We start from the raw sequence: 24,118 nt of genomic DNA on the forward strand, positions 1-24,118 counted from the left end.
CACCTCACGCCGCGACGTCGAGGGGCAAGTGCCTGAGATGCACGGGCAGCTTGGCGGCGATCTCCGCGTCGGTCAGATCCTCGAGCAGCTTGAGCACGGTGCGCCCGCGGTCATAGACGAGCAGAGTGCGCTTGCCGCGCAACTCGGGCAGCCAGTCCTCGCCGGCATAACCGCGATAGTCGTCATGCGTGCTCGACCAGATATGCTCGAGGCGCTCCTCATGCGTCATCGCCTTAACCGGCCAGGACTCGCGCTCCACGATCGCGGCCCGCATGCGCTCGGGCGAGCCCTTGTCGGCGAGATCGCAATAGCTGTGGAAATAGCGGACGCGGCCCTCGATGCTCAGCCGGAAAAACACGCTGGTGACGCTGCCGGTGAGGAATTCGCTGAGCGCGAACATCTCCGGGCGCATCCAGAGCGGCGGCAGGATGCCGAGCATGTAGTCGTGTCCGGACTGGTCCAGCTCGAACCATTCGTTCCGGTAAAGAGCCCCGGCATCATCCGCGAAGCGGTTGGGCCGGTGCGCATGGCGATCGAACAAGCGAAATATCTGCCGGCGGTCGGCGATGCCCTGGTAGATCTTGCGGATGGGAGAGGTGGCGTTCATGGGGGGCTCCTTCTTAGCCTCGTCGGGCCGGAGCGCGGCTCATCATCTCGATTGCGCCATCGTCTTCAGCCCTTCCTGACCCCTCCCCCGCGGCCGCCTCCCCGTCCGGGCGGGTCAAGGGCCGGCGTCAGCCGGGCGAAGCTTCACCCTTGACGCGGCCGGCGGGCATGCGGCAGCCGGGTTTTTTGTCCCCCTCCTTCTCCCTTCTTCTGGAGTTTTCGCGCACGCAGGTCCTCGTTCCAATCATCGGCGACGGGACGCAGCCGCTCGAAACCGCACCCCGCCTCCACCGCGACCGCTTCGAGCCGCCCGGCATAGACGTCGCCCTGGGTGTTGTTGTCGGTCGCGGCGACAAGAAGAGCGCCGTTGCGCGCCGCAAGCCCGCGGATCGCCGCCACGGTCGCCGGCGCCCAGCCGCCACCGGTGCTGAGATAAAGGCTGCCGGGCCGCAGCTCCTCGATCGCGGCAAGGCTCATGGCATCGATAGCCGCTTCGGTGACGCAGAAGCGGGTTGCCTCGACAGCGCCAAGACGAAACAGCAGCTTGGCGCCGCCGCTCGCAAACCCCCGCCATTCAGGACCGCGCTCCTCCCAGCCGGTGAGCACGCCGGCCTCATCGGTGTGCGCCGCCCACATGCTGCCGCGCGGACCTTCCCGGAGCCGCTCCTGGCGGATCGCCACGCGGATGACGGTTTCTGTCAGACGGCGTTCCTGGCGCAGGTAGCGCCAGGTCATGGACCCGGGCCACGGCCCGCGGCGGCTTTGCCAACGCTCGGAAATGGAACGGTCCGGAGGATGTTTGTGAGGAACTCTCGTCCAGAGGGGCTCGCTGGGAACGAAGCCGATCAAATCCGCCACATGATCTAGCGCTTCCACGAAGCGGACACCCTCGAGGCGCTCGACCAGGCGGAACACGTCTCCCTTGGCCTCCGACAGTGGATCGAACCAGCCTTTGCCGTCGTGAATGACGATGATGATTTCGGCGCCGCGCCGGAATTTTACGGCGCGTCTAGTGCTCTCCTTCTGATCGACCGCGAAGCCCGCCCGCTCCAGCACCGCAGTACACAGAACGCCACTTCTGAGTTCCTCGACATCGCTCATCTCCATTCTTATCCCGGCGCCCATGAGGTTCCGTCCCTTCCTGTTCGGTTTCCTTTCCCGCGAATCCCGCGGGACCCGACCCCAAGGCCGCGAAGAGCGACGGAGGCAAGGGCGCGGCCGGGCAACTGAGGAATGTTCGGAGCACTGTGATTTTCCCAGCCGCGGCGCAGCCTCCCTTGCCGCCGCTCGCTCGCAAGCGGCACCCAATCGCCGCGCATCGGCCCGCCGATCGGCAGGCCGTTGGATCACGGTCGGTGCAATTTGGGCTTTGTGACGGGGCGGGCCGCCAAGCTCCGGGCCGGCTCAACGAGCCGGCCTGATCTGGAATGGGTCGTATTCGTGAAGGATTTCGAGATCATCGCCAGGCTCGATCTCATCGCTGCGGAGCACACCGATCGCGTTGCCGGATTTGAAGAGGATGACGGGGACCATCAGGGTGCGGGCGAGGTCCAGGGCGTGGTGTTGAGCCAGGGCAAGATCGTGCGACATTTGAGGGCCTTCCACTTTGAGCGAGGCCAATCCCCGCTCGATGGCTCCCGTCAGTGTCGTGGGCCGGTCGCGATCACCGCGCGGGCTTTAGCCAAGCGGCCGCAGCTTGCTAGCGGACCCCTTGAGGGTTGATCGTGGAAGATCCGGAACAGGACCAGGAAAGCCATCGCAGAAGAGCGGGGTTGGGTTGCTCCTATGGATAAGCGCTGGTGCATGCCGATCTTGCGAACTGGATGAACGCCAAGGCTCTGTGCCGCTGGCTGGTTGTTCAGGTTAGCATCCGCCGCCAGCCCGTGCGATCCTCAGAGGTCGCACCACGACATGGCCCGAACCCGCTGAATTAGCGGCGCCTGCTCAGCCACGCTCCCCAATGCAGCGCCTTGGAACCAGAACCGCGCTCGCCGCTGGCGCTACGAATGTAGCTCGCTCGGCTGCCGCTCGTCCAACGCCAGGCGCGATCATGGCGCTGGCGGATCGCAATGGAGAAAGAAGGGACGCAATGCGCGTCGTAAATTTTCAATCGCTGCGCAGGATTTTTGCTTCAAGCGCCGCTGCGACGAAAGCTCGGCGGGCGGCCGGTGGATGGCTCTCACCGCGCAACACGCGCAGACACGCGTCCATCGCTGCCTTGCGCTTTTCCGTTTCACGCGGGAGATCCCGCAGCAAGATCGTGGCCGCGTCATTGACATCGAACACGACGCGCTCCGCGGCGTGGCGGCTTACCTGGACCACGACCGGCCGCTCAAATCTGCTCAACTCACCGTTCCCCTCAAGTCGTGCGGCAAGGTCCGCTCGGCCCAGCTTTATGCCTCACCCGAGGTGACAGAGACAGGCAAACCCGAAAGCCCAACTCGATCCCTCGGCGGCTATCCGATCGCCATAAGCACTGTCATCCCGGCTTTCCGGAATTACCAGCGATGATGGAGATTCTTCCGCCCTTGTCCGCGCTCGGTGAAAATCTGAACGGAATACCCCCAAGCTTGGCTACAATCCAAACCGTCCCTACGCGCGCCGCTTCTTGCAGGCGGCGATCCACTGCATGGCAGAGATTGGATCTTCGAGGATGGCGACCTGCCTGGCGAAATCGATAAAAGCATGGTGCGCGGCGGTCACGGGCTTGTGCCCATCCTCTGCGTCATAGCAAGCCCGAAGAGCGGTCTGGTGGGTCAGATCTCTTTGATCCTCAGGCCAGTCATTGAGGAAATCGATGGCGTCCGCAAGGCTCGCAATCTCTTGGACGATGTAGGTCGCACGCTTCACGAAAATAGGGCTCCCGAAGTCCTCTGCATCCATGCGCTCCTCCCACTTGGCGAACCCCTGCTTTGCACGAGCATTCCGCTCGGCAACCATCGCAATGTGCTGTCCGGACCGAGACGGTTCAAGGGGCTGGATCGAAGATTTCTCCTTGGCGCAGGTGCCTAGGGAAGGTTGCGGGATCAGGGCATCAAGATGCGCAGCGCAGGTTGATTTTCGAGGCCGTCAAAGACGGCGAAACGAAACTCATTCTGCTCGAAAGCAGTTTCATGAACCGCAAAACCCCTCGGCGGGTCCGACCGATTTTTTGCCGGAAGCTGTCGGCATCAGGGTAGAACCATCGTGTGCCTCGGCCCGCAATTTGGGACCCAGTGCTACGGGAGCCCTGACTTTGATTGCATTCTATGGCTGCCTTCATTAATAAAACCGATCCGCCGCCGTTTATCAAAGCAGGAGCATTGCGTGACAGAAGAAGCCGAAAACAATACTGACGCCCTTATCGAGCTTACCGCCGAAGTAGTGTCGGCCTATGTGTCGAACAATCCGCTCCCGGTAGGTGAGCTTCCGGCTCTAATCGGCCAGGTGCATACGGCGTTGAAGGGCACGATGGGCGGCCTGGTTGCGAAGCCTGAGGACCTCAAGCCTGCCGTTCCCATCAGGAAGTCGGTCACGCCCGACTACATCATCAGCCTGGAGGATGGAAAGAAGTTCAAGTCGCTGAAGCGGCATCTGGCGACCCACTATGGTCTGACGCCCGAAGAATACCGGGCGAAATGGGGACTATCGGCAGACTATCCGATGGTTGCCCCGAACTATGCCGCCGCGCGCTCAGCTTTGGCGAAGACCATGGGCCTCGGCAGAAAACCCAATGAGGCCCAACAGGCCGCACCGGCAAAGAGGAGCCGCAACAAGGCGGCCTCCTGACATCGTTCGCTCGTTCTTCGGCCATGTGCCTTTTGAAAGGCGGAGATCCCGCCTTTCGCCAATCGTTCTGGCCTGAATGGTGCCAAGGACGATTAGCGTACTTTGCTGAGATTGCCGGCCGAGGACTTGCCGGTGCGGCGGTCCTGCTCGATTTCGTAACTGATCTTCTGACCATCGGCGAGCGATGACAGACCTGCACGCTCGACAGCAGAAATGTGGACGAAAACGTCCGGGCCGCCCGCATCGGGCTGGATGAAGCCGAAGCCCTTGGAGCTGTTGAACCACTTCCGGTTCCGATCGCCATCTATGGTGTTTCCTCTTTAGCATTGCAGTGTCGCCTGGCCCTAAGCCAAACCGTCTCGGATGATAAGCGCGGATAGACGCAGCTAATGAGGTCGCTCCGGCGAATTGAGTGGCGCCTGCGCGCTGATCGCGCCAACCGGGCGTTCGTTAATTCCCGTAGGACGATCGATTGGCGCTTTGGCTATGGGACAGGTATCTCCAGCAGAACGGTTTCATATTGGCTTTGAAGCAGCCTTCGAAAATTACTTCGGCTCGGCACCTACAATGCCCTCATCCTGCCAATCTCCATATGCAAGTGCACCAAAGGAGAGATCTCCAATTTAACTTCTACACGAAAAGAGAGGCTCGGCCCAATGAGCAGGGTGGCGCGCGCGGACGCGGCTTCGGTTTCGTCGGCGACGTTCGCTCCGCTGGAGAATCCCACCTTTCGTGTTATCTGGCTTGCCGCACAGGTGTCGAGCCTGGGCTGGCTGTTCCAGACCGTTGCGGTCAGCTGGCTGATGGCAACCATTTCGACCTCGGACGTGATGGTCGCTCTGGTGCAGACCTTCACGACGCTGCCCGTATTCATTCTGTCGATCTTCGCCGGGCCATCGCCGACAATTTCAGCCGCCGCCATGTCATGGCGATCGGCTGGTGCGTGATAGCCTTGTCATCGATCATGCTGACTGCTCTTGTAGCGATGGGATATTACAATCTCTGGATGATCCTCGCCCTGAGCTGTCTGGCCGGTTGCGGCGCTGCCTTTAGTCGAGTCCGCCGCCTGCTCGGCCGTTAATTTCACATAATTTCACATTTTTTAACACAGACGAAAGTCGGCCCAGAGCTGACGGCCGAAACGCGCTTAGGCAGCGGGATGCGCCCGTAATGGAGGCCAGGCTTCCGTCTCGATTCCAAATCTTTTGCTCTTCGGCTGTCCGCTCATCCGTCTTGACCAGGACGAACCTACAGCCTATCTCACCGCCACGTTGGCACTCTCCACTGGCGAGTGCTAACCGGGCTCCGGCAACGGAGAACCTTTCAACCTCCGCACCAGGGATATCCAAAATGGCAAAGTCGAATTTCCGGCCGCTGCATGACCGCGTGGTCGTTCGTCGGGTCGAATCCGAATCCAAGACCGCGGGCGGGATCATCATCCCCGATACGGCTAAGGAAAAGCCGCAGGAAGGCGAGATCATCGCCGTCGGTTCCGGCGCCCGCGACGAAGCCGGCAAGCTCGTCCCGCTCGACGTCAAGGCCGGCGACCGCATCCTGTTCGGCAAGTGGTCGGGCACTGAAGTCAAGCTCAATGGCGAAGACCTTCTGATCATGAAGGAATCCGACATCATGGGCATCATCGGCTGAATTTCGGCCTGTCCATCAACTGAGTTTTCGGGCTCTTCCCGAGCCCCTGTCAGGAGCTAACCATGGCTGCAAAAGACGTAAAATTCTCCCGCGACGCCCGTGAGCGCATGCTGCGCGGTGTCAACATCCTCGCCGACGCGGTGAAGGTCACCCTCGGTCCCAAGGGCCGCAATGTCGTCATCGACAAGTCGTTCGGCGCCCCGCGCATCACCAAGGACGGCGTCACCGTCGCCAAGGAGATCGAGCTTGAGGACAAGTTCGAGAACATGGGCGCGCAGATGTTGCGCGAGGTCGCTTCGAAGACCAACGACATCGCCGGCGACGGCACCACGACCGCGACCGTTCTGGCGCAGTCGATCGTCCAGGAAGGCAACAAGGCGGTTGCCGCCGGCATGAACCCGATGGACCTGAAGCGCGGCATCGACCTCGCCGTCACCGAGGTCGTCGCGACGCTGATCAAGAACGCCAAGAAGATCAAGACCTCCGAGGAGGTTGCCCAGGTCGGCACCATCGCCGGCAATGGCGACGAATCGGTCGGCAAGATGATCGCGGAAGCGATGCAGAAGGTCGGCAACGAAGGCGTCATCACCGTCGAGGAAGCCAAGACCGCCGAGACCGAGCTGGAAGTCGTCGAAGGCATGCAGTTCGACCGCGGCTATCTCTCGCCCTACTTCGTCACCAAAGCCGACAAGATGGTCGCCGATCTGGAAGACGCCTACATCCTGCTGCACGAGAAGAAGCTCTCCAACCTGCAGGCCATGCTGCCGGTCCTGGAAGCCGTCGTGCAGACCTCGAAGCCACTGCTCATCATCTCGGAAGACGTCGAAGGCGAGGCTCTGGCTACGCTGGTCGTCAACAAGCTGCGCGGTGGCCTGAAGATCGCCGCGGTCAAGGCTCCGGGCTTCGGTGACCGCCGCAAGGCCATGCTGGAAGACATCGCCATTCTCACCGGTGGCCAGGTCATCTCGGAAGACCTCGGCATCAAGCTCGAGAGTGTCGGCCTCAATATGCTCGGCCGCGCCAAGAAGGTGTCGATCTCCAAGGAGAACACCACCATCGTCGACGGCGCCGGCAAGAAAGAAGAGATCCAGGGCCGCGTTGCCCAGATCAAGCAGCAGATCGAGGAGACCACCTCGGACTACGACAAGGAGAAGCTGCAGGAGCGTCTGGCCAAGCTCGCGGGCGGCGTCGCGGTGATCCGCGTCGGCGGCGCGACCGAGGTCGAGGTCAAGGAAAAGAAGGACCGCGTTGACGACGCTCTGAACGCGACCCGCGCGGCCGTGGAAGAAGGCATCGTTCCCGGCGGCGGCGTCGCGCTGCTGCGTGCTTCGCTGGCCATCACTGTCAGCGGCGCCAACTCCGACCAGACCGCCGGCATCGCCATCGTTCGTCGCGCGCTGCAGTCTCCGGCTCGCCAGATCGCGGCCAATGCCGGTGCGGAAGCCTCGATCGTTGCCGGCAAGATCCTCGAGAACACGGGCCCGACCTTCGGCTTCAATGCCCAGACCGGCGAATATGGCGACATGATCGCCATGGGCATCGTCGACCCGGTCAAGGTCGTGCGCACGGCTCTGCAGGACGCGGCCTCGGTCGCCGGCCTGCTGGTCACCACCGAAGCCATGATCGCCGAGGCTCCGAAGAAGGAGTCGGCTGGCGGCGGCATGCCTGGCGGCATGGGCGGCGGCGGCATGGGTGGCATGGGCGGTATGGATTTCTAAGGTCCACGCATCTCAACAATCTCGAGGGGCGGCAGCGATGCCGCCCTTTTCTTTGGGGCGAACCTTGGTCCGAAAAAACGACGGCGCGAACCGACGAGCAGGCTTGCTTCGCCTTCGAGGAGATCGAGACCGGCATCTCTGCGATCCACAGCGAACTCGCCTACGTCCCGCAGCGCTGACATGATCGTGGAGAAGGCCTCCTGTGTGCCGGACCTCGGGACGGCTCGTCGAGTTGCCAGCCTTCAAAGGGTGAGAGCTCAGCATGGCTGCAGGGGGCTACCGGATCATGACGATGCTGCCCGGCTGATCCGACCGGGGAGAGCCAAAGGTCCTCAGGGCGCATAGTGTAGATTTTCTGTGCCAGCGTGCTTTGGCAGCAAAGCCTGCGGTTCTTTTGGTTAACCGACTACAAGGCGGAGGGCGAACGGGCATAATTGGGATCAGGTTGGGTCGGCGATGTCCTACGGGAGCATCGCGTTTTCACTATCTTCGAATTTCCAAAACCCTTGGCTTCCCAACTGGGCTGTCCAAATTTGCGGTTGAAATTTACTTTTTCAGAATTGTTCGGTGTTAGGGGACCGACCAATACGCAGCTGACTACTCTACCGCGGGGGAGTGAAGGAGTGATGCAGCGTCTGTCTGCCGCAAGGCTCGGCGACCTTCTGGCGGGAGACCTGCGTGTTTTTGGCGGGCCCTCAACGATCGAACCGCTTGCCGGCCGCATCAGGGCGGAGCAGGTCAGTATCGTGCTTCGCAGCACGCTTCTTGGCATGGTTGCGAACATACTCAATGCGGCCACTTTTGTTATCGCGGTTTGGGGCTCGCCCGACCAGACGAAAGCCATCCTCTGGGCGAGTGTGATCATCGCCGCCGCTGGGTTCGTAGGCCTAAGAGCGAGATCATCGTTTCAGTCAGTCAAACCAAGGTCAGTGTCTCGCCGGACAACGCAAAACCTGGTGCGAAACGCCTTCCTGTTCGGCACTTGGTGGGGTGCACTTCCCGTTCTGTTCTTCGGAGGAGCAACGAGTGCCGCCCAGGTTGTCATTACCTGCCTGAGCGCTGGCATGATCGCAGGCGGTGCCGCTTCTTTTTCCACGATTCCTATTGCGGCCGTCGCGTATACGCTGCCGATCTTCGTCGGTTCAGCGGTTGCGATTGTGTGGCTGGATGGAGCCGTCAATGTGCCCGTCGCAATCCTGATGGTGAGCTACGCCATCACGCTGTTTCGTGCCGTGCTTGCTCACGCGTCCGAATTTACCCGACGCTTCATTCTGCAAGCGGAAAGCGAAAATGCCATTCGCAGGGATGTTCTAACGAGTTTGCCAAACCGGTTCAGCTTCAACGAGCGGCTGGAAAACGCGTTGGTGGACGCAAAGCAGTTTGACCAGCACTTTGCGTTACTCTTGTTCGATCTTAACAATTTCGACGAGGTGAACGATCGCTTTGGCCGCGCAATAGGGGATGCCCTTTTGGTCGAAGTGGCTGCGAGACTTCGGAAATCGACGCGGGAGAGCGATGGCATCGCGAGATTGGAGGGCGACGAATTTGCTATAATCGTCACGTGCGATATTAGGCCAGATCAAATCAGGTCCTTAGCCCAACAGATCATAGATGGCATGCGCACCCCTTTCATGATTGAAGCACGCGAAATATATTGTAGGGCCTCTATCGGTATCGCTTTGGCGCCCACTGATGGTTTGGATGCCAATCAACTCCTGCGCTGCGTCGACACCGCGCTACACAGGGCTAAGACGCTGGGGACGGGTTCCATCCAGTTTTTCAGCGCAAACGACGATGAAGCTGCCACAAGGCGCCATGCCCTTGAACGCGATCTGGCATCTGCGCTCGCCAGCGACCAGCTTTGGCTTGCATTTCAACCCTTTCTCGATCTCGGGAGCGATCGCATCCGAGGTTTTGAAGCGCTTCTGCGATGGCAGCATCCGACCCTTGGCGCGATCGCTCCCTCGGAGTTCATACCTATCGCTGAAGAAACGGGTTTGATTCACTCCATCGGACACTGGGCTGTCAAAACGGCTTGTTCGGCGGCTGCGCGCTGGCCGCGCGACTTGCGGGTCTCCGTCAACTTGTCGGCAGTGCAGCTTAAAAACAAGGCCTTGCTAGATGGAATTTTAGAGACCTTGGCTGAAGCCGGTTTGGAGCCCCGGAGACTGGAGGTCGAGATTACAGAAAATGTTCTGATTTCGAATTTTGAAGAAACAATTTCGTTATTACAATCGTTAAGTTCGTTATCCGTAACAGTTGCTCTTGACGATTTTGGTACCGGCTATTCATCACTCACTTATCTTCGTAAATTGCCTCTTTCGCGGCTCAAGATCGACCGATCTTTTGTCCAGGATTTGCTCACCGATGCGGACTGCGCCGCGATTGTGAGATCATTGATTGAGTTGGCGCATGAGCTTCGAATTGAGGTAACGGCCGAAGGCGTCGAAACTTCTGACCAGCTCGACTATCTGCGCCGCGTCGGATGTGATGAAGCTCAGGGCTATTTAATCGGGAAACCTGTCCGGATTGACGACATTCCTGGCATTGCTGCGAGGCCGTTTGGTCAGAAGCAGGTAATCGAATAGCAAGACCGGCACCTTGGCGCGATGGTCTGGTTGTCTCGAATCTCGACGAGTACGGCCGCCTTGCTCAGGGAGGCTGAAGGTCGCAATCCTTGTGCAAGCACTAGCAGTAGCCCTGTGACGAAGCGTCAGATCGAGGTGATCACGTCGGTCGAGCGGCGCCGGCGCTGGTTTCGGGAGGAGAAGGAGCGGCTGTTCGCGGCGACGTTTGAGGCTGTGGCCAGGCACGGGGTACGTCGAGACGGCATTGCGTCGAGATTTCACGATCACAGCGGGAACCGCGCTCGGCTCGGGAAGAAGACGAACTGGGCCTATTGCCGCATAATCGCCTTGGGGGCGCAGAGATGACCGGCTTAAGCAGATTTGAGAAGCGGGTCGTGTTCGGGTTAGCCGCCATAGCTCAGAGCGCATCGTGTTCAATGTTAGTGATGCTGCCGCTATCCTGCTGCATGATCTTCATCGACAGACCGAGAAAACGGAAAGGCAGCGACACGCCTGTCTGCAGGGTATTGCGTAGTGAGGCCCATCCACCACCTGCTCGAAAAGCTTTCGATGCAGCCGCGCTTGAAGCAAGATCTGCGCAGCGATTAACCCTTGCGCTGGATCTCGATCTCTGCCGGCGATTCGTCGACCGCAAGCGCCAGCTCGAAGCGGATTTTCCGCTTAAGCGCTTTATTCAAGTTTTGGCCGTAGATTTCTCCCCAGACGGGTGATCATCCTGCCTGGGGGAAGAGCATGTTGAAAGTCTACACTTGCATTGCGACGCAGCATGATCTGCGTCTGGTTGCGCTGGCGGCCTTCATCTGCGCCCTGGCCTCTTTCACAGCTGTGAACCTCCTCCACCATGTCGGGCGCAGTGAAAGCGAAATGCGACGGGTCTGGCTAGCTGTCGCCGCGATCGCCACCGGCTTCGGCATCTGGGCGACGCATTTCATAGCCATGTTGGCATTCCAGCCCGCTGTGTCGAGCGGCTATAACATCGCCTTGACGATCGTGTCGTTGCTGGCCGCGATCGCGTTGACCGGCACCGGTCTCGCGATCGGCATCTCGCCGCGCATTCCACATGGGCGCTGGATCGGCGGTGCGGTCGTCGGGGGCGGCATCGCGGTGATGCACTACACTGGCATGGCCGCATTCGAGATCGAGGGCCGCGTCGTCTGGGATGTGCCGCTCGTCGCCGCCTCAATCATTCTTGGTGGGCTGTTCGGCGCAACCGCATTGCCGGTTGCCCTTCACTCGAACACGGTCAAGTGGAAGGCGCTGGGCGCGGTCGTGCTGACGGTAGCGATTTGCAGCCACCATTTCACGGCGATGGCCGCCGCCGCAATCATGCCAGACCCGCGCATTGTCATTTCCGCGACGGCGTTGCCGGCGGACTGGATGGCAACTGGCGTAGCCCTCGCTTCAATCGTCATCATCCTTTTGGCCATCATCGGCCTCGCCCTCGATGTGCGTGATCTGCGTCGCGCCGGCGAGGCAGCGCGTATGCAGGAGCTGGCCGACGCGGCCGTGGAGGGGCTGATCGTGTGCAACGAAACCGATATTGTGGCAGCCAATCGCAGTTTCGTCGCGCTTGCCTGCGTGGACGGCACTCAGCCAGCCGGCCGCGCGCTCGCGTCCTTCTTTCCCACGGTTTCGCAAGGCGAGCTCACGGGCACAGCGCAAACGCCGCTGGAGGTGGGACTATGCGCGACGGACGGCAGCACGGTCCCGGTTGAACTGATCCGGCACAGCATGCTCTATGCCGGCAAGCAACACCATGTTCTTGCCGTGCGCGATATCCGCGGGCGCAAGCGGGCGGAGGAGGAGATCCAGTTCCTTGCCCACCACGATCCCTTGACCAAGCTTCCAAACCGCACGAGCTTCAACGAAAAGCTCGAGGCCGAGTTTACCACGCATCGCAGCGCTGAGCGGTGCCTTGCCGTCCTCTTCCTCGATCTCGACCGCTTCAAGGAGATCAACGACCTCTTCGGCCATCTCGTTGGAGACGCCGTGCTGCAGTGTGTGGCCGAGAAGATCAGTGGCGTCCTTAAGCCAGGGCAGATGGTTGCGCGCTTGGGCGGCGACGAGTTCGCTGTGATCGTTCCCGGTCTGCCGAGCGCCGCCTATGCAACGCGCACCGCTGAAGCCATCTTGGACGCATGCAATGACACGGGGGCCAACCTGCCCGCCGGCGTCACCATCGGCACCAGCATCGGCATTGCTGTGTTCCCGAACGATGCACCCGATCGGAAGACGCTTCTGAGCCATGCCGATGCCGCGCTCTATGAGGCCAAAATGCAGGGGCGGGGCGTCTATTGCGTTTTCGAGCCGTCCATGGGTGAGCATCTGCGCGATCGTCGCCAGTTCGAGCACGACGTCCGTCATGCGATTTCGCGCAAGCAACTGCGCCTCGTCTATCAACCGCAGGCGGAACTCCTGTCCAACAAAATATTCGGTTTCGAAGCGCTGCTCCGGTGGGATCATCCGGAACGGGGCGCCGTTCCGCCGGCGGTGTTCATCCCGATCGCGGAGGAGTGTGGCGCGATTCTGAAGATCGGTGAATGGGTGCTGCGGACCGCCTGCGCCGAAGCGGCAAGCTGGCAACAACCGCTAGCAATCAGCGTCAACGTTTCGGCCATGCAACTTCATGGCGGGAATTTGCCCGAGCTGGTCGGGGCAGTGCTGAAAGAGACCGGTCTCGATCCGTCCCGCCTCGAGCTGGAAATTACGGAAACTTGCCTGATCAAGGACATGGGGCGCGCGCTCGCCGCGCTGCGCCGGCTCAAAGGCCTTGGGGTCCAAATCGCAATGGATGATTTCGGCACCGGATACTCGTCGCTGTCGAACCTGCGGGCCTTCCCTTTCGATAAGATCAAAGTCGACCAGTCTCTTGTGCGGGCGGTGGATAGCAGCGATGAGGCGGCTGCCGTCATGCGTGCGGTCTTTGGGCTCGCTCGGGGCCTCAAGCTCCCGGTCCTGGCTGAGGGCGTCGAAACGGACGCGGAGCTGACCTTCCTGCGGCAAGAGGCCTGTGATGCGATCCAGGGTTACTTACTTGGCCGACCCTGCCCGATTTCCGACTTCGCTCAGCATACGAGCCGCAAAGGCGGGACGCCCGCTTCCCGACGGCTGGGCAACCAAGAACTGCGCCTGGTCAAGAACAGCGCGGCGTAGTGCAGAAGCGGGGTCACACGTTCGTACTCGCGCGTTCGGGGATGGGTGCATTGTTCCTCAGGTCAGGCGCGAGCGGAGGTCGCTATCGGGTTCGACCGTGGTCATGTCCGAAATATGCGACAAGTTTCGGATACCTGGCCTGGAAGCCTCTCGTTCAACTCGTCCTGCGCACCCGATGCGGCCGTTCGCGACAGGCGCTGGCACGCTCCGAAACACAAATCCCCATAGGCGCTCGTTTACGGCTCGCGGGCTCCTGCATGAGTTCTCGCGCCACCGCAAGCGCACCGGAACGTGCTCACAGCGCCTTCCGGTGACTGCAGCCGTGCATTCCGCCAAGAAGGCCAGCTGTATCGGTCGCGCGCCCGAGACAACGTAACACCTAGCGATGTCAACGGAAGGAAGCGCCAATAGTCCAAGACTTTCTTTTGGAAGCTCCCGATCTCCGCGTGCCGTAACAGGTAGAAGGCCCTGCGCCTGCGGGCAGCCTTCATTGGCGACCCCGATTTGGGCAACGCCGGGCGCAGCCAGCACTCGCGCAAATTTCATGTGGGCTTCATAAATCCGTTGCGACGGTTTCGTACCTTCAGGAGACGGCTTTGCTCTGAGGCCGTCCTGGAAAAGGATGGAAAAATGTCCAAGCTCCCTGGCAAGACCGAAACGATCGAAAACGTCGAATCCCCCGCCTTCGACCCGTCCGCGGCTACCGAGCAAGTTCGCGCTGTTGTCGACCAGGGCCTTGAGCAGTCGAAGCAGGCACTTTCCAAATTGAGTTCGGACGCCGAAACGACACAAAGGGCTTTTGAGTCGACCTTTGAAACAGCCACGACCACCGGCAACGAGGTGTCCCTGAAAATGATTGCCGCTTTGCGCGCCAATACCGAAGCCGGCTTCACGCACCTTGAAGCGCTGGTTGCCGTGAAGTCGCTGTCCGAGTTCATCGAACTGCAGACCGCTTTCCTTCGCGAACAGGTGGAAAAGTCCGCCGAACAGGCCAAAGGTTTCCAGGTTGTGATGATGAGGGCTAGCGAGGACATGTCCAAGCCGATCAAGGATGCCTTTGAGAAGGCTTTGAAGGAACGCAGGGCCGCCTGATGGTTGCGTTGCAAATTTTTGGCAGGGCGAAAGACCGTCCTGTGCTGGGCGCAATTCCGGCGATTGCCTCAAAGTGGATGTTGAATCACCGACGAAGCCCGTAGCCACATCACAATCGATTCATCGACCGCAGGACGGTCTCTAGTGACCGCGTCATAGAACATGAGCCTGCCCAGCTTGCGCAATGATTTTGCCGCTCAACGAGCTCGTCGAACTCGTCGCTGCGTTCAGGGCGCACGACAGAATTGGCTGCCGCCATGCTGGCGATCAACCCGTCCCAGCCAAGGGAGGTTGCGATCGCGGATGCGAAACTGGTGTTGCTTTCAGGGGCAGACAGAAGCGCCGCGCAGCCGAGCTTGAGATGATCGCGGCCACCCCATCGAGAACGTCAGCCTCTTTCAGGCGGCGCTCCTTTCGGCTGATTTCGGCCTTGCGACTGTTGCTGCCGATCAGCCTAGAAAACATGTCGACCGCAAGATCGGTGATCGCTGCTTGCCTTTCGATGACGAAAGCGGTCAGCGTGGCGTAGTGACGCTCGGATGAAGCATGCTGAGTCAAACGACAAGCAAGAATCTGGGCTCCACCCAGGTGATGTCTTCGAAGGCAGAGTGAGCCGGCTCGGGTCTGGGTCTCGTCTGCAAAACACCTGTGGCCGCATTCGTCGGAGGCAAAAGAGTTTCTCTCAATTTTGCCAGCCGCCACGGTTCAGTCGAGATTACATGCGAGACGGCCGATAACGGAAAGCAAAGGCTCGCAAAAAATGAGTAGAGTGGCTGGATCAGTTGAAGATTTGGCTGCGCCGACGACGTTTGCGCCCCTCATGCAGCCGACCTTTCGTTCGATCTGGCTCGCTACCCAGGTCTCTTCTCTCGGCTGGTTGATGCAGACTGTCGCCATCAGCTGGCTGATGGCGACGATCTCGACTTCCGATCTGATGGTTGCGCTGGTGCAGGCTTCATCGAACCTGCCCGCTTTCATCTTGTCCGTCTTCGCCGGAGCCCTCGCCGATAATTTCAGCCGTCGCCGGGTCATGTTCGCCGGCCGCTGCCTGATGGTGATAGGATCTGCGATGCTGACGGCGGTTGTGGCGCTGGGCTTTGTCAGTCCGTGGATGATCCTCGGCTTCAGCTTCCTGATCGCATGCGGGGGTGCTCTTCACGATCCCGCCTGGCAGGCCTCGGTTGGCGATATCGTCGACCGCCGCGATGTCCCGGCCGCCGTGACCCTGCTCTCCGTCGGCTTCAACACGGTCCGGACCGTGGGCCCGGCGCTCGGCGGCATCGTGGTTGCCTCGTTTGGGCTTTTGGCAGCTTTTACCGTGACCACACTCACCTATCTGGTCCCTTTGGGCACGATATGGCGCTGCAAGTGGAAGGTTCGCTCTTCGCCTCTCCCGCGCGAGTCGATGAGGACGGCGATCTATGACGGGCTGCGCTTCACGGCGATGTCTTCGGAAATCAAGGCGGCGATCGCACGCGGAACCCTGTTTGGCCTGGCAAGCATCGCCATTCTCGCACTGCTGCCGCTGGTAGTCCGCGATCATCTGGGAGGCGGACCGCTCGCCTATGGCACGCTCATGGCAGGCTTCGGGACGGGCGCCGTCTTCGCTGGCATCTCCAACGGCACATTCAGACGGAGCTTGTCGCAAGAACGTCTGATGAAGCTCGCGTGCGTCGCCTGCGCGGCCTGCTCCCTCTCCCTTGCACTGACCTCTTCGATTCCGGTGGCCGCACTTGCGCTCGCCTTGGGCGGCGCCGGCTGGGTCACCGCCTGGTCCGGGGTTGGCGTGAGCGTGCAGCTGGCGAGCCCGCGCTGGGTCGTGGGGCGCACGATTTCGATCTACTATGCATTGATAGATGGCGGCATCGCGGCCGGCAGCTGGGTATGGGGCACGGTCTCCCAAAGCCATTCCCTGACGTGGGCGCTGGAGGGTTCCGCTGGAGCGCTGCTGCTCGTCGCCGCAGCTGGCATTCTGTTTCCTCTACGCGAGCGCCGCGAGTCCGAGCCCGATCCCTTGGAGGAATTCGACGCCCCAGCTGTCGCTCTCAATTTGAAGCCGAGAAGCGGTCCTATCGTGGTCAAGGTCGAATATCGGATAGCCGAGAAAAATGTCGAGGCCTTCCTCGAGCTCATGCGGCAGCGCAGGCATATCCACAGCCGCGTCGGTGCTCGGAACTGGACGCTTCAGCGCAACCTGCAGAAGCCCATGCAATGGACAGAGACATTCCGCACGCCGACCTGGACGGACTACCTTCGCCTCAACCATCGTCTCACGGAAGTAGACAAGGAATTGGACGAGCGTGTCTCCCGGTTGCAGGCGGGAGAGGCAGCGCCTCAAATGACGCTTTCGATTGAGCGGCCGACCAGCCCGCCTCGTAAACGCGCAATCCTCCCACTTCCCCGTCATTGAAGCCTGACCGTCACGTCTAGGCACCAGCGATTGCTAGTGTTGGTACTGCTAATGGTCGTGGCGAACGCGGAACAACCACCGGGATTCGATGGTCAGCGGCGCAGATGTACAACAGGCTGTCTCGCGCGAGTGGGTACGCAATATCCTGTTCCGCGACAGAAGCCAAAGACCAATTTCATCCGGTCACGACCTGGCTTCTACAGCGTGCCGGAAGCGGACACCATGAGGGTGCTGGGTTGATGTGGAAAATGCGTGGGGGCGGGTGGACGACGGCGCGCGATGGGCTTAGACGACGTTCGCAATCCCCCAAGTCCGCCGAGAGCACTATGAAGCAGCAGGCGACCCTTTGTCGTCGAGATCAGACAGAAGCGTGGCCTCGTAAAGCGGCCAGAGTCGATCTGGGTCGGCATCGACCTGGCAGCCATCTCGAACGATGTCGCGAAAGCGAACACGAAAGGTGCGGTCGCTGAGGCGACGCGGCAGCCGATTGGTCCTGGCGAAAATCTTTCCCAGCCCGTGTTCACCACCTCTGAAGAAGTATCCCAGGCCAAGGACATGATCATGCCCGACGCATCGCTTCCTGAGCGCGCAACGGTTGAGCAAGCGCCGGTTCCGGATGCATCGCACACACCGACTGGACGAACTCGCCGCAAGAAGCGGTGGCAGAAAGATGTGCCTTTGCCGCGAAGTGAACGATGGAAGCGGCGCCTGCCGTGGGCGCTGCGCCAGAGCCGGGCTGAGCGGTAGATCGACTGTTCAACGGGCCAGAAGGAGAATAAAAGCGCGTGGCTGCGGCCCACTCACGGCGTACCGCTCGCTCAAGACGATCCGTAAGCGCCATGATGATAGATCAGAGCCAGACCCGGCTCTCCGCTGACCACATCCCGGACGCTGCCGAGGACGAGCGCGTGGCTGTCGCGCACAATCGTGCCCTCGACGTGCAATCGACCGCGGCGAGCGAGTCTTCAAGTGCCAGTGCGCCGGTCGCCAGAGCAGACCAACTGGCTCCTTCGTAACGAGCCGAACCCTTCAGGCCACCGCGTCCGGCGAACCGCTCGGCGATCGCCATCTGGTCGGCTCGAAGCACGTTGACGCAGAAATGCCGATGCTGGTTGATGGCTGCCCACGTTGACGAGTTCAGGTTGATGCTGACCACCATCACCTCGGGTTCGACAGACAAGGGATGGGCGGTGGTCGTGTCCGCTTTGTTGACTGTCTCGCCGCGCTGTTTCGTCTCCTCGCGTTAGCGGAAGTTAAATTTCGAGCGTTTCAGCTTGCCGCAAATTAGGGTCTCGATGGCATGTTTGCATGACTTTTGGGGCGGGCAGGAAGACTGATGCGCGGACGGGGATGGATCAAGGCCTTGCGTCAGGATGAGGCGCGGCAGATGCGTGTGCGCATCGCGGAACTGGAGCGCAACCTCATGGCGACCACGCCACAGGGGCGCCATCGACGTTTTGAAGCCGGGAATGAACTTCGCATTGCGAAATTCCGCCTCGAGCGGCTCGAGGAATGCATCGCCGGAATAGCGGAAAAATGTGGGGCTTAGCGGATCTCGCCGCTCTCGAAATTGCCGCGGTCCGACCGAACTGTGCCCCCGATGCTATGATCACAAAGCTGGTGGTTTGACGCCGGTCGAGAGCATCTCTTCAAGCAGCGCTGGGCGGCAGACGCGCAGGCGGCAGGATGAGTCTGCCTGGAGACAAACGCAAGGGGTTGGTTGGTGCGGACGAGGGGCAAACGCCTTCCGGAAAAGGGCTTTCCCTCCCACGCGTATCTTCCACAGGTAGGCAGCTGCACCCCGTGCGCCATCCTGCAGGACACAGCTACCATAGCGAGGCAATCCCGGTTGAAGAGGCGTCGTTTGACTCGGAGATGTTGCTCTGGGGCATCGACCTCTTCATCATGGCTATTACTCGGAAGCCCTGAGTCTTGGGAGATCTGTGGCGCTCAAGCCATCGGCTTTCGGAAAGACCGGCGACGCTTCGTCTCAACGACTATTCCAGCCGTATTTTTCGCGTTGAACACGGCCGTTTGCTTCGGCTTCGGTTGGGGCGGGGCATCAGGCACCCTTGGCTCCGGCGTCTTCTTGGTCTCTTCCTTGTTCTTGCGGGCGCACAGCAAAGCCTTGGCGCTCGCCGCCTCCGCATCCGATACCTCGCCGGCCGGCTCGCCATCAAGATCGACCCGCACAGCGCCAGCATTCAGTCTCGCCAAGTACCTGGGCATGCTGGTATAGGCGCGCAGGGCTCTCCTCAATTCATCATCTGACAGTTCGCCGTCCAGCACGCGAATGTCATGATGGATGCCGATCCTAAGCGGCATGGGCGCTTTCGGATTGAACGCCGCAGGCCACTTTGCCGATAGATGCCGGAAAAGCTGTGCGGGCGATTTCCCTCGGTTGGGGGTCGTCATGATCAAGCCTCGCCCGATTTGTTTTGTTCCCAGTTCGGACGCTCCGTAGCACCCATATATGCAATGATTGTGGACGCCTGAAATAGTCGCCGGGCAGGGGCAAAGCAGCGCATCCTAGCTTCTAGATGAATACCGTTGCCCTCCCAATCTCCTCGCGACTTCTGAGGAACGGAAACGATCAATCGGACGACCAACCTTCCGAACGCGCAAGAACTGTCGGCTATGCCGTTGGGCAAAGGACGGCTGCCCCGAGTTAATCGGCGGCAACTTGGCATGGGAAGACAAAACAACTCCAATCTAGAAGCCAGCCGCGAAACGCTAGGCTAACGCCTAAGGTCTGGAGCTCGCCTTCTGCTCAACGCCATCACAAGGACGGCATTGAGCAGCGTAACGAATATTCCATCCTGATGATGCCAAGCCGTCATGGACGTGTCGATCTGGTACTCGATTAGCGTATGAACGAAAAAAGCTTGCAGTTTTTTCGACACGCCGCCGCTCGAAAAGTTCCATGTTTGCCTTTGACAACGGCTGCCTTGGTCATGGGAGCTTCCCGTACGGCGGCGGCTATTGCAACCGATCGCTCTGAAGCTGCCCGCAGCCGCTCGTCGCTAGCCACCGCGCCCGCGCCAGGTGGGATGTCCAAGCCAGACGTGCCCGTTCCGGCTGGCGCTCTGCGTCAATGTTCAAGATGGCTCGTGCCACCTTGCGCCAGTCGAGGCCCATCGCCTCCGACATCAGCAGGACGTCGTAAGTCTGAAAGTGCGCCACGTCGTAAGGTGTGACCTCGGCCAACTCGGGTGTTTCATTATCGATCCAGGCCTCCTCCTCCTTTGGGGGCGCGTCGATGTAGCGGCCAATCGAGGCCAGGTGCGCCGCAATCTGGTAACGCAGGTGATCGCGGCTCCCGTAGCGCGCATCGATTTCGCCGAGCTTCTTGTACAATCCCCTACGCTTGCCGCGCGGAACATCGGTATCGCCCAGGGAGTAACAACTCGGACCGACGGCGCAGATATCGCAGCCCGTTGCGACCACGTCCTGCACGAATGCGGGAATGTCCTTTTCTTGCATGCGCTTCATTTCAACAGGCCTCTTCTGATTTCACATTTCCTTATCACAGATCACCCAATTTGCAACCCTGCCGTGCAATCTTGGGCGTCACTGCGGCACGCGAGCACCTTCCCTCACAGCTCAGCCCAGTGAATCCGCCGCGCGCGCCTCACCCGGAGCCCGGAAGAATTAAGTCTTCCCTGTGCAGGAAGAACCGACGCGCGAAGAACTCAAGATTTGGGTATTGCTCCCTTCCTGCGCAGCGCTCTGCCGATAGCGCAGCCTGTCGGGGCAGAAGGCAAGGAAGGTAGCCCGCAAGTGTCGGAGAAGCTGCGGCTTCCAGATTGGCGCCGCTCACACGGTTGCTGAGGCCGGTTTACACCATCGAACACTATGCCGACCGAGGAAGAGTGGGCGAAGCAGAAGCTCCGCCCGGTGGACACCCCAGCCCTCGCCGACCGCTAACTGAGCTCGGGCGAATGCGAAGACGTGGGGACAAAGCTCTGGGATAGTTGGGAGGATGATGCGCTCGTCGCGAACCCGGAGGCGCCGGTCTGCCAGACTAGTGGTCGTAGGGAATCGGCCCACTTAGTGGCTATTTGTGTTCGCTATTCTGCCATACGCCTAATGAGATTGTCCCACCTGATGACCGTCCCTAACTTGGCTGAGATCGAAGCCAAAAGCTGTCAGTCAACAGGAGTGACCATGAAGAACCTTATGGGTGTCGTTGGGGACGGTGGAGATGGTAGACTGGTCATTGTCTCCAACAGGGTTGCGTTGCCCGACGAGCACGGGTCACTGCCCCCGGGCGGGATGGCCATTGCGCTGAACGCCGCGCTCCAGCAACGAGGCGGCCTTTGGATGGGCTGGTCGGGGAAGGTGAAAACCGAGAAGAACCAGGTGTCACCGACGATGCAGGAGGCCAACGGCATCACCTATGCCCTTGCCGATCTCTCGCAGAAGGATCTGGACGAATATTACTACGGCTTCGCCAACAGGGTTCTTTGGCCGGTCTTCCACTGCCGTGTCGACCTCGCCGAATACAACGATGCGAGAAAGTCAGGATACTACCGCGTCAACCGACTCTTCGCAGAGTCCTTGATGCCGCTCCACCGCGAGGACGACGTCATATGGGTGCAGGATTATCACCTGATCCCTCTAGGAAAAGAACTGCGCGAGCGCGGCTGCCGCAACCGGATCGGCTTTTTCCTGCACATACCATGGCCGCCGGCGGACATCCTCGCCACCGTGCCGCTCTGCGAAGAATTACTGGAAGCGCTTTCGTTCTATGACCTTGTCGGCTTCCAAACCGACGACGATCTTGACAACTTCGCCGAATGTCTACGCCGCCGAAACTTAGGGCTGCTCATGAAAGACCGTAGCTGCCTAGTCAAAGGGCGGGAGTTCCGCTGCGGGGTTTTTCCAATCGGTATCGACACGGCCAAGTTCGAAAGCCTCGCAGAGCTAGCGACGCGCGACGGGGATCTGCAGGAAATTTACAAGACGACTGCTGGCTGTGACGTCGCCATTGGTGTCGACCGATTGGATTATTCCAAGGGCATCGATCAGCGCATCATGGCGTTTCGCCATTTCCTTGATCGTAACAGCCATCGCGTCCGCAAGACGCTACTGCTGCAGATTACCCCGAAATCCCGCGGGGAAATACCGGCCTATCTGGCGCTGCAAAAGCGCATCGCCGAACTGGTGGGAAGTGTCAATGGGGAACTTGGAACCATCGATTGGGTACCAGTACACTACACCAATCGTTCCCATGGCCCGCTGCAACTGGCCGGCCTCTATCGACTGGCACGCGTTGGCCTGGTGACGCCGCTCCGCGACGGCATGAATCTGGTGGCGAAGGAATACGTGGCTGCGCAAGACCCAAGCAATCCGGGCGTCCTCGTGCTCTCGCAATTTGCCGGCGCCGCTGGCGAATTGGAGGGAGCGGTGCTTGTAAATCCCTATGACCCAGAGGCTGTGGCGGCCTCCACGGAAAAGGCATTTCGCATGTCGCCAGACGAACGGAAAGACCGTTGGAACGCAATGAAGCACAGTCTCATCGGGCATGATGTCTATCGATGGTGCGACGGCTTTCTTGCTAAGCTGGAGGCGGCGGACTTGCCAGCATGAGGCTGATCGCGACCAAGTGAATCAGGGCAGCATTCCGGCCTCGCCGAGGCGTGGTTAATGTGCTGTGGTGGATGGCGATGACCGCAGACCAACTACCCAGTTAGGTTGTACCCGATTATGCTGGCACGGGAGCGAAGAACTCGCGGCTGCGGTCACACATCAAACTAGTTGAGCCGATCCGCGCAAGAGGGCTCTCGTCCCCGGGTCCGTCGGCGTCGAGTATTCGACTGTCTCGCTTCGCTGATCGAGACCCATGTATTGAAGATGTCGACCACCCGGTTGGTGGACATTGCTGATGTGCTAAGCAGCATCGACTACACCGCACGCCAGATCTCAAGACGTAGCGTGAGCACATTCCACATTAAAACAAGAGGAAAAAGACATGGGTGAGCTCTCTTGCGGTTGGCAGATTTCTTCAAACACGCGTGAGCGGCCCCGACTGATTGTCGAGGGAGCTCGCGCCCCACGGCAACAGCAAATGCTGGCATCCATTGACCTGAATTTACTGTTGTCTCTCGAGGCGCTGCTGGAGCACCGCAACGTCACGCATGCGGCTCGGCACGTGCGCCTGAGCCAACCGTCGATGAGCCGAGCGTTGACAAGGCTGCGTGGCATTTTCAATGACGATCTTTTGGTTCGCGGCTCGAGCGGCATGGTCCCGACGCCGCAGGCCGAACGGTTGGCCCGAATGCTGCCGCCGGTGTTGGATGCGCTTCGCGGGATGGTGAACCGCCAGGGGGAATGGCGATCAAAGACGATAATGGCGATACCCGACCATCAAGCCCTGATCTTGCTGCCGCCTCTCCTACCCCTGCTGCGCGAGCACGCGCCCAATCTCGACATCGTCACCGGCTCGTTTCTAACCGGCGCGCTCCGGCGCCTTGAGCAAGGCGAGATCGATCTGGCCGTTGGGCAGACCGGTGGCACGCCACCGGGCTTCTTTCGGCGCAGGCTCTATACTGACCGCTTCGCCTGCCTGCTACGTTGCGACCATCCAGCCTTGGCGCAGGAATGGACGATCGAGGCCTTCGCTGCCCTGCGCCACGCTGCTATTGACTCGGATTCTAAGGGCGGCTTCGGACGGGTGCATGACGATCTGGCAAATTTACACCTCCAAGATCGCGATCCGGTGCTGGTTTCCAACCTCCTGACGGCCGCTGTAGCCATCGCGGCGACCGATCTGGTGCTGATTGTACCACACCGCGTCGCTACACGGATCGCCGCCTTGCTCCCCCTAGCGATTGTCGATCCGCCGGTGGAACTGTCGCCTTACGAGGTTGGGCTGATTTGGCACGAGCGTTGCCATCGCGACCCAGAACATCACTGGCTGCGCCGCAAGATTGCCGCCGCAGCGGCGGCGGGAACAGAGATGGCGCGTCCATCGACAATGAGAGAGCAAACGGCTGATGCTTCGCCAAGGGAAGAAGCGTGATGCGATCGAGGTCTGGCACTATCTTCAGGACCGAGCCAGTTCATTACCCCCCTCGTCCATCGGACGCGGTGCTGGTTCCGCTGTCCCAACTCAGAGAAACCGACGCGCGCTG

Annotated in this window: 20 protein-coding genes and 2 pseudogenes; 12 read left to right on the plus strand and 10 right to left on the minus strand. The window is 60.4% G+C overall.

Features of this window, described 5'->3' with window-relative positions; all coding sequences use genetic code 11:
* Positions 1-4: 4 nt before the first annotated feature.
* The 5 genes from A9K71_RS05285 to A9K71_RS05305 all read right to left on the minus strand — a co-directional run bounded on the left by A9K71_RS05285 (position 5) and on the right by A9K71_RS05305 (position 3,489).
* Positions 5-607: a DUF1419 domain-containing protein gene (locus tag A9K71_RS05285; RefSeq protein WP_066991335.1), complete on the minus strand. Its 603-nt coding sequence runs from the start codon at positions 605-607 to the stop codon at positions 5-7.
* Positions 608-750: 143 nt separating this feature from the next.
* Positions 751-1,707 (minus strand): DUF3991 and toprim domain-containing protein, encoded by a 957-nt coding sequence (locus A9K71_RS05290; protein ID WP_348626976.1) that lies wholly within the window; start codon positions 1,705-1,707, stop codon positions 751-753.
* Positions 1,708-2,010: 303 nt separating this feature from the next.
* Positions 2,011-2,196: a hypothetical protein gene (locus tag A9K71_RS29865; RefSeq protein ID WP_082980354.1), complete on the minus strand. Its 186-nt coding sequence runs from the start codon at positions 2,194-2,196 to the stop codon at positions 2,011-2,013.
* A gap of 516 nt (positions 2,197-2,712) precedes the next feature.
* On the minus strand, positions 2,713-2,952 hold the full coding sequence (locus tag A9K71_RS05300) for a DUF982 domain-containing protein (protein ID WP_066991344.1): 240 nt from the start codon (positions 2,950-2,952) through the stop codon (positions 2,713-2,715).
* A gap of 246 nt (positions 2,953-3,198) precedes the next feature.
* Positions 3,199-3,489: a DUF982 domain-containing protein gene (locus tag A9K71_RS05305; RefSeq protein ID WP_066991437.1), complete on the minus strand. Its 291-nt coding sequence runs from the start codon at positions 3,487-3,489 to the stop codon at positions 3,199-3,201.
* A gap of 423 nt (positions 3,490-3,912) precedes the next feature.
* On the opposite strand from A9K71_RS05305, the gene A9K71_RS05310 reads away from it, so the two are divergent.
* Positions 3,913-4,374, plus strand: a complete 462-nt coding sequence (locus tag A9K71_RS05310) for a MucR family transcriptional regulator (RefSeq protein WP_066991347.1) — start codon at positions 3,913-3,915, stop codon at positions 4,372-4,374.
* Positions 4,375-4,466: 92 nt separating this feature from the next.
* On the opposite strand, the gene A9K71_RS29870 is transcribed toward A9K71_RS05310, so the two are convergent.
* Positions 4,467-4,682 carry a cold-shock protein gene (locus A9K71_RS29870; protein WP_082980360.1) on the minus strand — a complete coding sequence of 72 codons (216 nt, stop codon included), beginning with the start codon at positions 4,680-4,682 and terminating at the stop codon, positions 4,467-4,469.
* Between the two features lie 348 nt (positions 4,683-5,030).
* On the opposite strand from A9K71_RS29870, the pseudogene A9K71_RS29875 reads away from it, so the two are divergent.
* From A9K71_RS29875 to A9K71_RS05345, 7 genes and pseudogenes are all read left to right on the plus strand, one after another.
* Positions 5,031-5,428 (plus strand): annotated as a pseudogene (locus tag A9K71_RS29875) (MFS transporter); the annotation flags it as partial.
* A gap of 296 nt (positions 5,429-5,724) precedes the next feature.
* Positions 5,725-6,021 carry a co-chaperone GroES gene (groES, locus tag A9K71_RS05320; RefSeq protein WP_019863563.1) on the plus strand — a complete coding sequence of 99 codons (297 nt, stop codon included), beginning with the start codon at positions 5,725-5,727 and terminating at the stop codon, positions 6,019-6,021.
* A gap of 62 nt (positions 6,022-6,083) precedes the next feature.
* Entirely contained in the window at positions 6,084-7,739 is a 1,656-nt protein-coding gene (gene groL / locus A9K71_RS05325; protein ID WP_066991352.1) for a chaperonin GroEL, read from the plus strand.
* 626 nt (positions 7,740-8,365) lie between these two features.
* Positions 8,366-10,327 (plus strand): EAL domain-containing protein, encoded by a 1,962-nt coding sequence (locus A9K71_RS05330; protein ID WP_066991354.1) that lies wholly within the window; start codon positions 8,366-8,368, stop codon positions 10,325-10,327.
* Between the two features lie 341 nt (positions 10,328-10,668).
* Entirely contained in the window at positions 10,669-11,037 is a 369-nt protein-coding gene (locus A9K71_RS31925) for a hypothetical protein (RefSeq protein WP_190234421.1), read from the plus strand.
* A 22-nt stretch (positions 11,038-11,059) separates the two neighbouring features.
* Positions 11,060-13,480 carry a bifunctional diguanylate cyclase/phosphodiesterase gene (locus tag A9K71_RS05340; protein ID WP_066991358.1) on the plus strand — a complete coding sequence of 807 codons (2,421 nt, stop codon included), beginning with the start codon at positions 11,060-11,062 and terminating at the stop codon, positions 13,478-13,480.
* Between the two features lie 630 nt (positions 13,481-14,110).
* Positions 14,111-14,572, plus strand: a complete 462-nt coding sequence (locus tag A9K71_RS05345) for a phasin (protein WP_066991360.1) — start codon at positions 14,111-14,113, stop codon at positions 14,570-14,572.
* Positions 14,573-14,839: 267 nt separating this feature from the next.
* Here A9K71_RS05345 and A9K71_RS31175 read toward each other — a convergent pair whose 3' ends face one another.
* On the minus strand, positions 14,840-15,274 hold the full coding sequence (locus tag A9K71_RS31175) for a hypothetical protein (RefSeq protein ID WP_156752595.1): 435 nt from the start codon (positions 15,272-15,274) through the stop codon (positions 14,840-14,842).
* Positions 15,275-15,332: 58 nt separating this feature from the next.
* Here A9K71_RS31175 and A9K71_RS05355 point away from each other — a divergent pair, with 58 nt between their 5' ends.
* On the plus strand, positions 15,333-16,982 hold the full coding sequence (locus A9K71_RS05355; RefSeq protein WP_066991365.1) for an MFS transporter: 1,650 nt from the start codon (positions 15,333-15,335) through the stop codon (positions 16,980-16,982).
* Positions 16,983-17,832: 850 nt separating this feature from the next.
* Here the strand turns inward: A9K71_RS05355 and A9K71_RS29885 are convergent.
* Positions 17,833-18,192: pseudogene (locus tag A9K71_RS29885) on the minus strand (flavin reductase family protein); the annotation flags it as partial.
* Between the two features lie 126 nt (positions 18,193-18,318).
* Between A9K71_RS29885 and A9K71_RS05360 the strand changes: the two are divergent.
* Positions 18,319-18,531 (plus strand): hypothetical protein, encoded by a 213-nt coding sequence (locus tag A9K71_RS05360; RefSeq protein ID WP_066991369.1) that lies wholly within the window; start codon positions 18,319-18,321, stop codon positions 18,529-18,531.
* Between the two features lie 401 nt (positions 18,532-18,932).
* Here the strand turns inward: A9K71_RS05360 and A9K71_RS05365 are convergent, their stop codons facing one another.
* Both A9K71_RS05365 and A9K71_RS32990 read right to left on the minus strand, forming a co-directional pair.
* The gene (locus A9K71_RS05365; RefSeq protein WP_066991372.1) at positions 18,933-19,397 is read right to left on the minus strand and encodes a ProQ/FinO family protein; all 465 of its coding nucleotides are present in this window, start codon (positions 19,395-19,397) and stop codon (positions 18,933-18,935) included.
* A 564-nt stretch (positions 19,398-19,961) separates the two neighbouring features.
* Entirely contained in the window at positions 19,962-20,474 is a 513-nt protein-coding gene (locus tag A9K71_RS32990; RefSeq protein WP_348626977.1) for a hypothetical protein, read from the minus strand.
* A 675-nt stretch (positions 20,475-21,149) separates the two neighbouring features.
* Between A9K71_RS32990 and A9K71_RS05375 the strand changes: the two genes are divergently transcribed.
* Positions 21,150-22,574, plus strand: coding sequence for a trehalose-6-phosphate synthase (locus tag A9K71_RS05375; RefSeq protein WP_245299531.1), 1,425 nt, complete (start codon positions 21,150-21,152; stop codon positions 22,572-22,574).
* A 478-nt stretch (positions 22,575-23,052) separates the two neighbouring features.
* A complete protein-coding gene (locus tag A9K71_RS05380; protein ID WP_197504196.1) occupies positions 23,053-24,006 on the plus strand; it encodes a LysR family transcriptional regulator in 954 nt (317 codons plus the stop codon).
* Positions 24,007-24,118: the final 112 nt, after the last annotated feature.

Origin of the sequence: Mesorhizobium sp. WSM3873 (assembly GCF_001672445.1) — a bacterium.
GTDB lineage: Bacteria > Pseudomonadota > Alphaproteobacteria > Rhizobiales > Rhizobiaceae > Mesorhizobium.